18 protein-coding genes and 2 tRNA genes are annotated in these 12,486 nt (G+C 64.2%); 12 read left to right on the top strand and 8 right to left on the bottom strand.

The window, feature by feature from the left end:
• Positions 1 to 30 precede the first annotated feature (30 nt).
• The 3 genes from J1M81_RS18470 to J1M81_RS18460 all read right to left on the bottom strand — a co-directional run bounded on the left by J1M81_RS18470 (position 31) and on the right by J1M81_RS18460 (position 1,136).
• A tRNA-Arg gene (locus tag J1M81_RS18470) sits at positions 31 to 103 on the bottom strand.
• A 55-nt stretch (positions 104 to 158) separates the two neighbouring features.
• Positions 159 to 248: transfer RNA gene (locus J1M81_RS18465), tRNA-Ser, on the bottom strand.
• 123 nt (positions 249 to 371) lie between these two features.
• Positions 372 to 1,136 carry a dienelactone hydrolase family protein gene (locus tag J1M81_RS18460; RefSeq protein WP_027494763.1) on the bottom strand — a complete coding sequence of 255 codons (765 nt, stop codon included), beginning with the start codon at positions 1,134 to 1,136 and terminating at the stop codon, positions 372 to 374.
• 96 nt (positions 1,137 to 1,232) lie between these two features.
• On the opposite strand from J1M81_RS18460, the gene hisC reads away from it, so the two are divergent.
• Complete coding sequence (hisC, locus tag J1M81_RS18455) at positions 1,233 to 2,288, top strand: histidinol-phosphate transaminase (protein WP_206498543.1); 1,056 nt, start codon at positions 1,233 to 1,235, stop codon at positions 2,286 to 2,288.
• Here hisC and J1M81_RS18450 read toward each other — a convergent pair.
• The 5 genes from J1M81_RS18450 to J1M81_RS18430 all read right to left on the bottom strand — a co-directional run bounded on the left by J1M81_RS18450 (position 2,277) and on the right by J1M81_RS18430 (position 6,657).
• A complete protein-coding gene (locus J1M81_RS18450; RefSeq protein WP_027494765.1) occupies positions 2,277 to 3,323 on the bottom strand; it encodes an alpha/beta hydrolase family protein in 1,047 nt (348 codons plus the stop codon). The two genes, hisC and J1M81_RS18450, sit on opposite strands and share 12 nt — an antisense overlap.
• Before the next feature lie 292 nt (positions 3,324 to 3,615).
• Positions 3,616 to 3,819 (bottom strand): DUF3072 domain-containing protein, encoded by a 204-nt coding sequence (locus tag J1M81_RS18445; protein WP_032368910.1) that lies wholly within the window; start codon positions 3,817 to 3,819, stop codon positions 3,616 to 3,618.
• 436 nt (positions 3,820 to 4,255) lie between these two features.
• Positions 4,256 to 5,209: a diiron oxygenase gene (locus J1M81_RS18440; RefSeq protein WP_027496306.1), complete on the bottom strand. Its 954-nt coding sequence runs from the start codon at positions 5,207 to 5,209 to the stop codon at positions 4,256 to 4,258.
• Positions 5,210 to 5,241: 32 nt separating this feature from the next.
• Positions 5,242 to 6,150 (bottom strand): prephenate dehydrogenase dimerization domain-containing protein, encoded by a 909-nt coding sequence (locus J1M81_RS18435; protein ID WP_032365638.1) that lies wholly within the window; start codon positions 6,148 to 6,150, stop codon positions 5,242 to 5,244.
• A 12-nt stretch (positions 6,151 to 6,162) separates the two neighbouring features.
• Positions 6,163 to 6,657: a hotdog fold domain-containing protein gene (locus J1M81_RS18430; protein ID WP_206498542.1), complete on the bottom strand. Its 495-nt coding sequence runs from the start codon at positions 6,655 to 6,657 to the stop codon at positions 6,163 to 6,165.
• Positions 6,658 to 7,145: 488 nt separating this feature from the next.
• Between J1M81_RS18430 and rpsJ the strand changes: the two genes are divergently transcribed.
• The 11 genes from rpsJ to rpsQ are packed head-to-tail and all read left to right on the top strand — an operon-like array spanning position 7,146 to position 12,446.
• Entirely contained in the window at positions 7,146 to 7,451 is a 306-nt protein-coding gene (gene rpsJ / locus J1M81_RS18425; protein ID WP_003938093.1) for a 30S ribosomal protein S10, read from the top strand.
• 14 nt (positions 7,452 to 7,465) lie between these two features.
• Positions 7,466 to 8,131, top strand: coding sequence for a 50S ribosomal protein L3 (rplC, locus tag J1M81_RS18420; RefSeq protein WP_027496309.1), 666 nt, complete (start codon positions 7,466 to 7,468; stop codon positions 8,129 to 8,131).
• On the top strand, positions 8,128 to 8,805 hold the full coding sequence (rplD, locus tag J1M81_RS18415) for a 50S ribosomal protein L4 (protein ID WP_008718317.1): 678 nt from the start codon (positions 8,128 to 8,130) through the stop codon (positions 8,803 to 8,805). Before rplC ends, rplD begins: the two co-directional genes overlap by 4 nt.
• Entirely contained in the window at positions 8,802 to 9,107 is a 306-nt protein-coding gene (rplW, locus tag J1M81_RS18410) for a 50S ribosomal protein L23 (protein ID WP_027496310.1), read from the top strand. The genes rplD and rplW overlap by 4 nt, the downstream gene beginning before the upstream one ends.
• Before the next feature lie 39 nt (positions 9,108 to 9,146).
• The gene (gene rplB, locus J1M81_RS18405) at positions 9,147 to 9,983 is read left to right on the top strand and encodes a 50S ribosomal protein L2 (RefSeq protein ID WP_008718311.1); all 837 of its coding nucleotides are present in this window, start codon (positions 9,147 to 9,149) and stop codon (positions 9,981 to 9,983) included.
• A gap of 13 nt (positions 9,984 to 9,996) precedes the next feature.
• The gene (rpsS, locus tag J1M81_RS18400; protein WP_008718309.1) at positions 9,997 to 10,278 is read left to right on the top strand and encodes a 30S ribosomal protein S19; all 282 of its coding nucleotides are present in this window, start codon (positions 9,997 to 9,999) and stop codon (positions 10,276 to 10,278) included.
• Positions 10,275 to 10,697 carry a 50S ribosomal protein L22 gene (rplV, locus tag J1M81_RS18395; protein WP_027496311.1) on the top strand — a complete coding sequence of 141 codons (423 nt, stop codon included), beginning with the start codon at positions 10,275 to 10,277 and terminating at the stop codon, positions 10,695 to 10,697. The genes rpsS and rplV overlap by 4 nt, the downstream gene beginning before the upstream one ends.
• The gene (gene rpsC / locus J1M81_RS18390) at positions 10,697 to 11,506 is read left to right on the top strand and encodes a 30S ribosomal protein S3 (protein ID WP_206498541.1); all 810 of its coding nucleotides are present in this window, start codon (positions 10,697 to 10,699) and stop codon (positions 11,504 to 11,506) included. Before rplV ends, rpsC begins: the two co-directional genes overlap by 1 nt.
• 3 nt (positions 11,507 to 11,509) lie before the next feature.
• A complete protein-coding gene (rplP, locus tag J1M81_RS18385; RefSeq protein WP_027496313.1) occupies positions 11,510 to 11,926 on the top strand; it encodes a 50S ribosomal protein L16 in 417 nt (138 codons plus the stop codon).
• Positions 11,926 to 12,171, top strand: coding sequence for a 50S ribosomal protein L29 (rpmC, locus tag J1M81_RS18380; RefSeq protein WP_027496314.1), 246 nt, complete (start codon positions 11,926 to 11,928; stop codon positions 12,169 to 12,171). The genes rplP and rpmC overlap by 1 nt, the downstream gene beginning before the upstream one ends.
• Positions 12,168 to 12,446 (top strand): 30S ribosomal protein S17, encoded by a 279-nt coding sequence (gene rpsQ / locus J1M81_RS18375; RefSeq protein WP_027496315.1) that lies wholly within the window; start codon positions 12,168 to 12,170, stop codon positions 12,444 to 12,446. Before rpmC ends, rpsQ begins: the two co-directional genes overlap by 4 nt.
• The last annotated feature ends 40 nt before the right edge of the window (positions 12,447 to 12,486 follow it).

Here is a 12,486-nt window from a genome sequence, read left to right as displayed (position 1 = left end):
GCATCTCTGCTGGTGGGGGGATGTTCGCTGTGCGCCCGAAGGGATTCGAACCCCTAACCTCTTGATCCGTAGTCAAGTGCTCTATCCGTTGAGCTACGGGCGCATGTTCAGTTGTGTCGGTTCCGAGGAACCGACGTGCCGACCCTTGCGGATCAGCGTGGCGGAGGCGAGAGGATTTGAACCTCCGGACCCGGTGAAGGGTCAAGTCATTAGCAGTGACTCCCATTCGGCCGCTCTGGCACGCCTCCTAGGCTGCCGGCCCTCTCGGACCGCCGAGGAAAGAGATTACACACGGCTGGGGCCAGAAGGCAAAACGGCTGGTCGACGCCCCAGGTTCGCGCGGCGTTCGCGTAAAAGATGCTTGTTGCTCGTCAACGCATGAAGCTGTCGAACCAGTCGAAGATGCGCGTCTGCGCATCGACGAGAGCGGCCTCGGCGGGGTCGGTGTCGTCGCTGCTGCCCGGCTGTTCCCGAGGATGATCGGCGCGATGCTCCACACCGGAGTAGCTGACGACGTTCGTGGCCACTGAGGCGCGCGTGGCGGCATCGCGAAGGGCTTCGATGTGTTCGGGTGGGGTGTGGGGGTCGTTCTCGCCATAGAGGCCGAGCCACGGCGCCTGCAGCTTCGGCGCGGCGTCGACCAATGCGATGGCGTCCGAATTGAGCGGCTCCACGATCCCTGCTGCGGCGACACTGACCGCTGCTCCGACCGGACGGCTGGTGGCCACGATCAACGCGGCCGTTCCGGCATCATCGAATCCGATGACGCCGATGCAATCGGAGTACACCCCGCGCTGGACGAGCCAGTCGGAGGTGGCGTCGAAATCGGCGAAGAGGTCGTCGCCGAACACTTCCTTGTCGTCGCCGTGTCCTCGATGGAACAGGTCCGGCGCTACCGCCAGCCACCCTTCCAACGCGAGGGCGCGCAGGAGATCTTTCAGCGACTCGGGTATCTCCCTGGCCTCGTGCAACACGACGATCCCGCCGCGCGGGGACCCATCGGGCTCGACGGCCGTCAACGGCACTTTCTCCTGCGAGACGGGTTTCGATGCGGCCGTATCCACCTCGTCGTCCGCGCCGACTGTGGGCGCGGGGGCGGACCGAAGGACTGCGAAGTCGCTGAAAGTTCCCGACATACTGTACGAAGATAGGACGATTCCGGCCGTCCTGCACAGCTTTGACGCGGACAGGCAGAAGTCGACTGCCGACAGGGTCGGCGCATAATGACGGGCGTGACCGTGCACATCCGCCCCGACCTCGACGCCATCCCCGCTTACGTACCCGGCCGCAGCTTTCCCGGTGCGATCAAGCTGGCAAGTAACGAAACGACACAGGGCCCTCTGCCGAGTGTCCGTGAGGCGATCGCGGAAGCGGCCGGCGGAGTCAATCGCTACCCCGACATCCGCGCGACGGCGCTCGTCGAGTCGTTGGCGAAAAAGCTGGGAGTGCCCCCGGAGAACGTGGCCGCCGGAAACGGCTCGGTCGCATTGTGCCAGGAGGTCGTTCAGATCACCTGTGGCCCCGGTGACGAAGTCATCTTCGCGTGGCGCTCGTTCGAGGCCTATCCGATCATCGTCCGGGTGACGGGAGCGACGCCCGTTCAGGTGCCGCTGACGTCGGACCACGTGCACGATCTCGACGCGATGCTCGACGCCATCACCGAGCGCACCCGACTGATCTTCGTCTGCAACCCGAACAACCCGAGCGGAACCGTCGTTCAGCGCGACAAGCTCGTGGCCTTTCTCGACGCGGTACCGCCGAACGTCCTCGTCGTCCTCGACGAGGCCTACTTCGAGTACACCCGGCCCGACGCGGCAGGCAATCACACCAATGGGGTGGAGATCGCTCGCGGTCGGCGCAACGTGATCGTGCTGCGGACGTTCTCGAAGGCGTACGGCCTCGCGGGTCTGCGGGTGGGCTACGCCGTGGCCGATCCCGAGGTGATCACGGCACTGTCGAAGGTTCGAATTGCGTTCGCCGTCAGCACGATCGCTCAGCAGGCGGCTCTCGCGTCGCTCGAAGCCTCGGCTGAATTACTGGCCCGGACCGGTGCGCTGATCGCCGAACGTGATCGAGTACGCGACGCCCTGGTCTCGGGTGGCTACGACGTGGGCGTATCCCAGTCCAATTTCATCTGGCTGCCGCTGGGCGAGCGTTCGGGTGAATTCGCCTCGGGCGCAGCCGAACAGGGCGTGCTGTTGCGTTCCTACGGAAACGACGGAGTGCGGGTCACCATCGGCGACCCGCACGAGAACGACGCGTTTCTGAAGTTCGCTCTACAGTCCTAGCGCGCGCTCGAGCGTCGGCCAGGATTCACGGAGATCGTCCTGCCAGTACGGCCACTGATGAATGCCGTACGGGCGGTAGGTGAAGGTGGCCGGTATGTCGATCGAGCGTAGGCGTGTGTCGAAGAGCGTGGTGCAGTACAGCGCTGCAGCTTCGAGCGGTCCGCCCATCGCAGCCTCCTGCACACCACCGCCGCCGGGGCCCAGCTCGTACGGGCCGGGTAGGCCGGTGCCGACGGACACGTAGACGTCCTTGCCGCGCAAGGCTTCTGCGTTGCGTGACGGATCGTGTTCGATCCACTTCGCGTCGGCGTTCTCGCCCCACATGTTGGTGGCGTTGCCGCCGTTGGTGGCGACCGTGGCGCGCACGGCGTCCTTGAGGTTGTTCTGCGAGTTGTCGTAGCAACCGCTCAAACCGGCTACTCCGGTGTAGAGATCGGGGTGGCGCGTGATCAGATCCATCGCGGCCTGGGCACCCATCGACACACCGCCGATGGCATTGGTGCCGTTACCGGAGAACCGCGCATCGATCAGCGGCGGCAACTCCGCCGTCAGGAACGTCTCCCACTTGTTGACGCCCAGGACGGGGTCGGGCACATTCCAGTCGGTGTAGTAGCTACTCGATCCGCCGACCGGCAACACGACATTGACCTGCTTGTCCGCGAAGAAATCGACGATGTCGGTCTTCTGCGTCCAAGTGCTTTCCTTGTAATCGGATTCCTTGCCGGCACTGACGCCGTCGAGCATGTAGAGCGTCGGACGGGACACGGCCTGCGCGGCTGGAAGAAGAACCTGCACCTGGATCGCCCGACCCATCGCCGGCGAATCGACCCACACGGCCGCACGACGCGGAGTCAACATGTCGACTCGATCGATACGAGCCGCTGCCGTCGGCAACGACTGCGCCTGTATGCCAGGTGCTGCCCCGCCACCATCGGCACTGCCGGTACCCGGAAGCGGCTGCGCTCCGGCGATACCCGACGACAGCAAGGACACAGCCAGCGCAGCCCCCGCTACTGCCAACACACGACGGTGCATCTGATCTGCCATCCTCCCCAGGCGCACCCTCGCGGGCGCAACACAAACAACATCCGTTCCACAACGTACCCACCGCGACGCAGACACGCCGAGGGCTGTGGGTCCGCTCACAGTAGCCGCGAAATCCCGGGTACAAAAGTCTGCGTAATCCTTTGTTACATGTACCGAAGAAATAACGGTCTACCTGGTCGGATGCTGCCACCGGGAGGTGCTTCGGAAGGCACTCAATGTGACATTCGGTGGACTTTTCGGGGGTCGATGTCACATCGAGTGGACTTCTGACGGAGCAGGCTCAACCGCGGCCGGTTTCGCCCTGCAACTTGTCGATCATTTCCGACGCCTGCGCCTTGTTCAGGCCGTCGGGAACTTCCTCCCCTGCTTCCTGAGCGAGGGTGCTCAGGTAGCTCTTCTGCGGACCGGTCATCGGCTCGTCGCCGGTGACCCAGTCGTCCGGATCCTTCTCGGGGTTCTGGTTGACCTGCTCGTTTTCGCTCATACGTTCGTAAATACGCCCTCGTGACGGTTTCCAAACGCGTCGACCCTGCGCATTACGGTGCCGCCCTGCTCAGCACGGCTGTCGGTCGCGCGAATGACTTCGTTGACAGTTCAAGGATCCGGCGAGGAAGCTCCATCGCACCCCCTCGAATTGGAGCAACATGAAGACGAAGAACCTGCTGGTCAGAATCGGCATCGGAAGCGCGATCGCTGCGGCAGCCATGGTCACCACCCCCGCCCTCGCTTCGGCGGATCCGATCACCGATTTCCTGTGCGGTGCCGGCTCGGCTCAGTTCTGCATCCTTCCGCCGCCGCCTGCTTTCGCTCCCCCGCCCGCACCGCAGGGGTGCCGGGGCCCGTGGAGGGGAGGGCCACTACTTGATACGGGAACTGCCGGGAAATGTTACCTGTGGATTGCAGTCGCAGATGTTCTGCCGTCAGCCCCAATCGATATCGATACTGTCCTCGACGTCCAGCTTTCGGCACAGGGATCGCAGTCCGCTGTAGTCCTGAACCAGCGCTCGACGGCTCTTGTCGGCCTCGACGTCGGCGATCATGGCCTCGGCTCCGCGGACACCTTCGAGTTCGAGAATGCGCGCCCACGTCGAGAAGTCGCTGCTCGAGAACGCATCCATGCCGTCGACGAGACCGTCGAGAAACTTCTGTCGATCGTTGGATCCGAGCCTGTCGAAGACGATCGCCGCCATGTCGTCGGCAATCGATGCGTGGCAGTACTCGTCGCGATTGTGGAGCTTGACCGTCGCCCGATTGATCGGCTGAATGACGTCGTCGTCCTCGATCAGATCGAGGTAGGACGTGATGGAGATCTCTGCGACCGTCATGAAGGCGAGCGAGCTGATCGCCGCAGACCACGGGTCGTCGCTCTTCGCCTGAGCGGTCCGCTGGCGACGGACGGTGGAACTGAACGGCAGGGATCGTTCGGACAACGCCCAACCGCGACCGCGACGGGTCGCCGCACTGGCGTTGAGGTGCATCAGCGTGTGGTACTGCTCGTCCACCATGGCCTGAGTCACCGCGACCGCAAGGGTGTCGCCCATCCCGGTCTCGAACACATCCTGGGCGAGCAGCGAAAACCCCGGGTGAACGACGTGCTGCTCGACATCCATCACGTTCTTGTTGAACGCGATCCAGCCCCAGGCGCGCAGCCGATCCTGCTGTTCCGGTTCGGCACCGAGGAATGTGTCGTGTTCTCCGAACGGGATCAAGGCGTCGGGAAAATCTCGCTTGGTCGTGTCGAACAAATCGTCCAACTGGGGTTCGGGCTTCTTGACGGTGGCACGCTGCGACCAGTTTTTCGCCAACCGCGCTACGACCGCGCTCTCGACGACATCGTGGGGGTCGTGCTCCGGCAAGGTCGGCTGTTCCAACATCGTGTGCCCCGCCTCCGCGTCCGGACCGGCGATCACGAATTGTCGCCGGAACCTCGAACGATACCGAACAACTCGGCACAGACGGATCGATAGCGATCGGCGGAGCTGCCGAGGGCGCTGCCTGCTCGGTTCATCAGTTCGGCGAACTCGGACTCCGAGCCGGATTCGACGGTCTCGCCGAGCAGTTGCGTCGCGCGGCGCAGCGCCGCCCGCGCCTCCGCGGCGTGTGGGTTACCTGCCTGAACGTCCCAGTACACCTCGGGCTCCCCACCGGTGATGCGTGCGAGGACGGAGAGCATCGTCGTGTGTGGGGGAGGAGCGACGGCGTCGATGTCGGCGAACGGCAGATCGAGCTCGGCCAGGGCGAGCCCGAACGCGAGAACACTGGCGTGGGTGAGCGCTTGGGTCGCCGCAGCGAGTCGGTCGTGACGCTCGGCGTCGAGGAGAACGGTCCGGCCACCCCAGTGCTGCAGTCTGTCGACGAACGCGTCGGCCGAGGTGCCGGGTCGGTGCACGACGACGGCAACGGGGCGTCCGTTCATGCCCAGGGACGGTGCGAACATCGGGTTTATGCCCAGCGTCGGGCCGAGGTGTCCGCCGCGGCCGGCGTACTGCGAGTAGCCGGACTTGACCGACAACGTCTCCACCAGCAGTGCGTCGGGGCGTACCGCGCTCAGATCGGCCGACAGTGCCACGGACTCGGGCACAGCGAGCACGATCGTCGACGCAGTCGACAATGCAGCTGTGACGCGGTGGTCGGGTGCGGTGATGTCGCCGACGAGCGTCGCGGCGTCGACCGATGTCGAAGCGGCTCGAGCGTCGACGACGGTGACCTGCACGCCGTCGCTGCGCAGGAGGTCGACCAGTAGCCGGCCGACGGCTCCGGAGCCCCCGACCACCACTACCGAGTTCTGCTGCTCCGACCGCGTCACCGTGTCCATCGGTCGAGTATGTCAACGAGAGGCTGCAGATACCCAGATCGTGATGTCGGCGTGCACCACCTCGACGCCCGCGGTGTCACGGATGGCAACCGGCACGACGATCTCGCATCCGTCGGTGACGGTCGCGAAGTCGGGAATGGTCTCCACTTCTGCCACCGCGCGCAGCGACGTGGTCGCCTTCGTCAGGTACTGGACGGTCATCGACTTGGGGATCCAGCGGTGCGACGTCGGAACGGTGGCCTCGGCGAGCATCCCCATCGCAACCTCGGCGAGGTTGCACGCGGCGATCGCGTGGAACGTGCCGAGGTGGTTGCGGATCCCCAGCCATTTCGGGGCCGTGACCTCGCAGCGCCCCGGTTCCAGCGCAACCACCCGCGGCAGCACGGACGCGAAGTAGGGCACACGTAGACACATGCCGATGGAGAACACGGTGGATCCGATAGTGTTGTTCGGGAGCTTCGACCAGGCTCGATACGTGGCCCCGGTGGTGGTTGCGACTGTGTTCATGGGCTTACCTTACTGCTGAGTAAGGTCGTGCGGAGCGTATGGATCGACCCCGAGTTGATCTGTCGCGCATACTGCGGCATACTGGTCGGGTTGCCTGGACACGGGACGCGCTTGCGTGCGGCCTGAACCAGGTGAGTCGATCGAGAGATCGGCTGAGCAGAACATGAGACCAGCGCTCCACGTGAGCGCGTCCGGACCACCAGCTCGATCGGTGTGGGTTCCCTCCCTCGGATGGTTGAAGCGAAAGTTTCAGCGCAGAAGAATGAGCGGAATCGCGACACGCCCGACCGCGTGGACCGGAGAACCATGACAGATGAAGAGCGGCAACGGATACAGGTCACGCCTGGTCGTCAACGTTTTTCACTGTCGTGTGTGCACGAAGGCAGTTCGAGTCGGAGGGATTCCCCCGGCTCGGGGACTGTGCAGACGAGGTGGAGCAGGCCGAACGGCCCGTTCTACGACCAAGCGGCAAGAAAAGGACACTAAGCGTGGCGGGACAAAAGATCCGCATCAGGCTCAAGGCCTACGACCATGAGGCGATCGACGCGTCAGCGCGCAAGATCGTCGAAACGGTCACCCGTACGGGTGCCCGCGTCGTCGGACCGGTGCCGTTGCCGACAGAAAAGAACGTGTACTGCGTCATCCGTTCGCCGCACAAGTACAAGGACTCGCGCGAACACTTCGAGATGCGTACTCACAAGCGGCTCATTGACATCCTCGACCCGACACCGAAGACGGTGGACGCGCTCATGCGCATCGACCTCCCGGCCAGTGTCGACGTCAACATCCAGTGAGCGCGGAGACAACGATGACTGATAACAAGAACCGGCCTGCGACAGGAATTCTGGGCACCAAGCTCGGAATGACCCAGGTCTTCGACGAGAACAACCGCGTCGTTCCGGTGACCGTGATCAAGGCAGGCCCCAACGTGGTCACCCAGATCCGCACCCAGGAACGTGACGGCTACAGCGCCGTCCAGGTCGCATTCGGTGCGATCGACCCGCGCAAGGTGAACAAGCCCACCACCGGCCAGTTCGAGAAGGCAGGTGTCACGCCGCGTCGCCACATCGTGGAGATTCGCGTTGCCGACGCCTCGCAGTTCGAGGTCGGCCAGGAGCTCACGGCTGCGGTGTTCGAGGACGGCGCATACGTCGACGTCACCGGCACCAGCAAGGGCAAGGGCTTCGCCGGAACCATGAAGCGTCACGGCTTCAAGGGACAGGGCGCGAGCCACGGTGCACAGGCTGTGCACCGTCGTCCCGGATCCATCGGTGGCTGTGCAACGCCGGGTCGCGTGTTCAAGGGAATGCGCATGTCCGGACGTATGGGTGGCGACCGCGTCACGACGCAGAACCTCTCGGTCCACAAGGTGGACAGCGAGAACGGTCTGCTGCTGATCAAGGGAGCGATCCCGGGCCGTCGCGGCAACGTCGTGATCGTCAAGTCTGCATTGAAGGGTGGTGCACGGGCATGACCAGCCTCGAGAAGAACACCGAGACCAAGCTGACGCTCGATGTCAAGGAAGCCGGCGGCAAGACCAACGGCACCGTCGATCTCCCCGCGGAGATCTTCGACGCACCGGCGAACATCGCGCTGCTGCACCAGGTCGTCATCGCACAGCTGGCAGCTGCTCGTCAGGGAACTCACTCCACGAAGACTCGTGGCGAGGTTCGCGGCGGCGGCAAGAAGCCGTACCGGCAGAAGGGCACCGGCCGCGCCCGTCAGGGCTCGACCCGCGCTCCTCAGTTCGTCGGCGGTGGCACGGTCCACGGACCGCAGCCGCGCGACTACAGCCAGCGGACCCCCAAGAAGATGAAGGCCGCCGCACTGCGCGGAGCCCTCTCCGATCGGGCCCGCAGCGAGCGCCTGCACGTCATCACCGAATTGGTTGCCGGACAGGTTCCGTCCACCAAGGGTGCGAAGACGTTCCTCGCCGAGATCTCGGACCGCAAGAAGGTCCTGCTCGTCGTCGGCCGCGAGGACATCGCAGCCTGGAAGAGCGTTCAGAACCTGGACGGCGTGCACCCCATTGCACCCGACCAGCTCAACACGTACGACGTGCTCAACGCCGATGATGTCGTTTTCAGCGTGGAAGCGCTGAACACCTTCATCGCTGGGCCTGCAAAGAACGAGGAGGCAAGCAAGTGACCACGATCGCCGATCCCCGCGACATCTTGCTGGCACCGGTCATCTCCGAGAAGTCCTACGGACTGATCGAAGAAGGCACGTACACGTTCCTGGTGCACCCGGACTCGAACAAGACGCAGATCAAGATTGCCGTCGAGAAGATCTTCGACGTCACCGTGACCAGCGTCAACACGATGAACCGTCAGGGCAAGCGTAAGCGGACCCGGTTCGGTTACGGCAAGCGCAAGGACACCAAGCGCGCGCTCGTAACGCTCTCCGCCGACAGCAAGCCCATCGAGATCTTCGGAGGTCCGGTCGCGTAAGCGACTGGGACTCTTCGGATATAGAGGACGAGAAGACTCATGGCAATCCGTAAATACAAGCCGACAACCCCGGGCCGTCGTGGCTCCAGCGTGTCCGACTTCGCTGAGATCACGCGTTCGACCCCCGAGAAGTCGCTGATCCGCCCGCTGCACGGTCGCGGTGGACGTAACGCACACGGTCGTATCACCACCCGGCACAAGGGTGGCGGTCACAAGCGTGCGTACCGTCTCATCGATTTCCGTCGCAACGACAAGGACGGCGTGCCGGCCAAGGTCGCTCACATCGAGTACGACCCCAACCGCACCGCGAACATCGCACTGCTGCACTTCGCAGACGGCGAGAAGCGCTACATCGTCGCACCCAAGGGCATCGCCCAGGGCTCGCCGATCGAGCAGGGTGCCAATGCCGACATCAAGCCCGGCAACAACCTGCCCCTGCGCAACATCCCGACGGGTACGACCATTCACGCGGTCGAGCTCCGTCCGGGTGGTGGCGCGAAGATGGCCCGCTCCGCCGGAGCGAGCATCCAGCTCCTCGGTAAGGAAGGCCCCTACGCCACGCTGCGTATGCCGTCCGGTGAAATCCGTCGCGTCGACGTGCGCTGCCGCGCAACCGTCGGCGAGGTCGGCAACGCCGAGCAGTCGAACATCAACTGGGGCAAGGCCGGCCGCATGCGCTGGAAGGGCAAGCGCCCGACCGTTCGTGGTGTCGTGATGAACCCGGTCGACCACCCGCACGGTGGCGGCGAGGGCAAGACCTCCGGTGGACGCCACCCGGTCAGCCCCTGGGGACAGCCTGAAGGCCGTACCCGCAAGAACAAGGCGAGCGACAAGCTCATCGTCCGTCGTCGTCGTACCGGCAAGAACAAGCGCTAGGAGGGAGTTCAGAATGCCACGCAGCCTGAAGAAAGGCCCGTTCGTAGACGATCACCTCCTCGCGAAGGTTGACGTCCAGAACGACAAGGGAACCAAGCAGGTCATCAAGACCTGGTCCCGTCGATCAACAATCCTCCCCGACTTCATCGGTCACACTTTCGCCGTCCACGACGGTCGCAAGCACGTACCGGTGTTCGTGTCCGACTCGATGGTCGGCCACAAGCTCGGAGAGTTCGCACCGACCCGCACGTTCAAGGGTCACATCAAGGACGACCGGAAGGCGAAGAGGCGATGACCAACTTCACCCCCACCGCCAATCCGACTGCCAAGGCCGTAGCGAAACACGTTCGCGTCACGCCGATGAAGGCACGTCGCGTCGTGGATCTGGTTCGTGGGCGCTCCGTCGAGGACGCGCTCAACATCCTCAAGTTCGCGCCGCAGGCAGCGAGCGAGCCGGTCGCCAAGGTGATCGCGTCCGCAGCCGCCAACGCCGAGAACAACCTGGATCTCGATCCCAGCACGCTGATCGTCGCCACTGCATTCGTCGACGAGGGCACCACCCTCAAGCGATTCCAGCCGCGTGCTCAGGGCCGGGCATTCCGGATCCGCAAGCGCACCAGCCACATCACGGTGATCGTCGAAAGCCTGCCCAAGACCGGCGGAACGTCTCGTAACCGTCGTAAGGGCCAGGCGTCCAAGGAAGGGGCTCAGTAGTGGGTCAGAAAATCAACCCGCACGGCTTCCGCTTGGGTATCACCACTGACTGGAAGTCGCGTTGGTACGCAGACAAGCAGTACTCGGAGTACGTCAAGGAAGACGTCGAGATCCGCAAGCTCCTCGCCACCGGCATGGAGCGCGCGGGTATCGCCAAGGTCGAGATCGAGCGCACTCGTGACCGTGTTCGCGTGGACATCCACACGGCACGTCCGGGCATCGTCATCGGTCGCCGTGGCGCCGAGGCCGACCGCATCCGCGGAGCTCTCGAGAAGCTGACCGGCAAGCAGGTTCAGCTCAACATCCTCGAGGTCAAGAACGCCGAGTCCGAGGCTCAGCTCGTGGCGCAGGGTGTTGCCGAGCAGCTCAGCAACCGCGTCGCATTCCGTCGCGCAATGCGTAAGGCTATCCAGTCGGCCATGCGTCAGCCGAACGTCAAGGGCATCCGTGTTCAGTGCTCCGGCCGTCTCGGTGGCGCTGAAATGTCTCGCTCGGAGTTCTACCGCGAGGGACGCGTTCCCCTGCACACGCTCCGCGCCGACATCGACTACGGGCTGTACGAGGCCAAGACCACCTTCGGCCGCATCGGCGTCAAGGTCTGGATCTACAAGGGCGACATCGTCGGCGGACGGCGTGAACTCGCTGCCGCTGCGGCTCCGGCCGCCGGTGCAGACCGTCCCCGTCGTGAGCGTCCCACTCGTCCGCGTCGCAGCGGTGCCTCGGGCACCACGGCGACCAGCACCGAGGCCGGCCGCGCGGCATCCGCAACCGAGGCTCCGGCCCCGACCGAGCCCACTCAGGAGGGCTGACGCATGTTGATCCCCCGCCGGGTCAAGCACCGCAAGCAGCACCACCCGAAGCGTTCGGGTGCCGCCAAGGGCGGAACTCAGGTGACATTCGGTGACTACGGTATTCAGGCTCTCGAGCCCGCCTACATCACCAACCGTCAGATCGAGTCCGCTCGTATCGCGATCACTCGCCACATCAAGCGTGGCGGCAAGGTCTGGATCAACATCTTCCCGGACCGCCCGCTCACCAAGAAGCCTGCCGAGACCCGCATGGGTTCCGGTAAGGGTTCGCCCGAGTGGTGGATCGCGAACGTCAAGCCGGGTCGCGTGCTCTTCGAGCTGTCGTACCCCGACGAGACCATTGCGCGTGAGGCACTGACTCGCGCCATCCACAAGCTGCCCATCAAGGCACGCATCATCACCAGGGAGGAGCAGTTCTGATGGCTACCGGAACCCCAGCCGCAGAGCTCCGCGAGCTCACCGGTGAAGAGCTGGTCACCAAGCTGCGTGAGTCGAAGGAAGAGCTGTTCAACCTTCGTTTCCAGATGGCTACCGGCCAGTTGGACAACAACCGTCGACTGCGCACCGTCCGTCACGAGATCGCGCGCATCTACACCGTCCTGCGCGAGCGTGAGCTCGGCTTGGCATCTGGTCCTTCCGAGGACACTGCAGGTGACGCGGCATGAGCGAGGAAAAGACTGTGACTGAAGAGCGCAACAACCGCAAGACTCGGATCGGCTACGTCGTATCCGACAAGATGGAGAAGACGATCGTCGTCGAGCTCGAGGACAGGGTCAAGCACCCCCTCTACAGCAAGATCATTCGTCGCACCACCAAGGTCAAGGCACATGACGAGAAGGGCGACGCCGGCGTAGGCGATCGCGTTCAGCTCATGGAGACCCGTCCGCTGTCCGCCACGAAGCACTGGCGACTGGTCGAGGTTCTCGAAAAGGCCAAGTAGGACCTGCACAAAAATGCCCGCTCCCTTCCCGGGGGCGGGC

This window comes from Rhodococcus sp. KRD175 (assembly GCF_017168275.1).
In the GTDB taxonomy this organism is placed as follows: Bacteria; Actinomycetota; Actinomycetes; order Mycobacteriales; family Mycobacteriaceae; genus Rhodococcoides; species Rhodococcoides fascians.
The sequence above is the reverse complement of the archived record's forward strand: the minus strand, read 5'-3'. Positions and strand labels throughout refer to the sequence as shown.

Bases quoted from the DNA above. Each gene is read 5' to 3' on its own strand.
- J1M81_RS18445 (WP_032368910.1), bottom strand. From the start codon at position 3,819: ATGAGCGAAAACGAGCAGGTCAACCAGAACCCCGAGAAGGATCCGGAC.
- J1M81_RS18435 (WP_032365638.1), bottom strand. From the start codon at position 6,150: ATGGACACGGTGACGCGGTCGGAGCAGCAGAACTCGGTAGTGGTGGTC.
- J1M81_RS18430 (WP_206498542.1), bottom strand. From the start codon at position 6,657: ATGAACACAGTCGCAACCACCACCGGGGCCACGTATCGAGCCTGGTCG.
- J1M81_RS18460 (WP_027494763.1), bottom strand. From the start codon at position 1,136: ATGTCGGGAACTTTCAGCGACTTCGCAGTCCTTCGGTCCGCCCCCGCG.
- rplC (WP_027496309.1), top strand. From the start codon at position 7,466: ATGACTGATAACAAGAACCGGCCTGCGACAGGAATTCTGGGCACCAAG.
- rpsS (WP_008718309.1), top strand. From the start codon at position 9,997: ATGCCACGCAGCCTGAAGAAAGGCCCGTTCGTAGACGATCACCTCCTC.
- rplV (WP_027496311.1), top strand. From the start codon at position 10,275: ATGACCAACTTCACCCCCACCGCCAATCCGACTGCCAAGGCCGTAGCG.
- J1M81_RS18440 (WP_027496306.1), bottom strand. From the start codon at position 5,209: ATGTTGGAACAGCCGACCTTGCCGGAGCACGACCCCCACGATGTCGTC.
- J1M81_RS18450 (WP_027494765.1), bottom strand. From the start codon at position 3,323: ATGCACCGTCGTGTGTTGGCAGTAGCGGGGGCTGCGCTGGCTGTGTCC.
- rplP (WP_027496313.1), top strand. From the start codon at position 11,510: ATGTTGATCCCCCGCCGGGTCAAGCACCGCAAGCAGCACCACCCGAAG.
- rplB (WP_008718311.1), top strand. From the start codon at position 9,147: ATGGCAATCCGTAAATACAAGCCGACAACCCCGGGCCGTCGTGGCTCC.
- rplD (WP_008718317.1), top strand. From the start codon at position 8,128: ATGACCAGCCTCGAGAAGAACACCGAGACCAAGCTGACGCTCGATGTC.
- rpsQ (WP_027496315.1), top strand. From the start codon at position 12,168: ATGAGCGAGGAAAAGACTGTGACTGAAGAGCGCAACAACCGCAAGACT.
- rpmC (WP_027496314.1), top strand. From the start codon at position 11,926: ATGGCTACCGGAACCCCAGCCGCAGAGCTCCGCGAGCTCACCGGTGAA.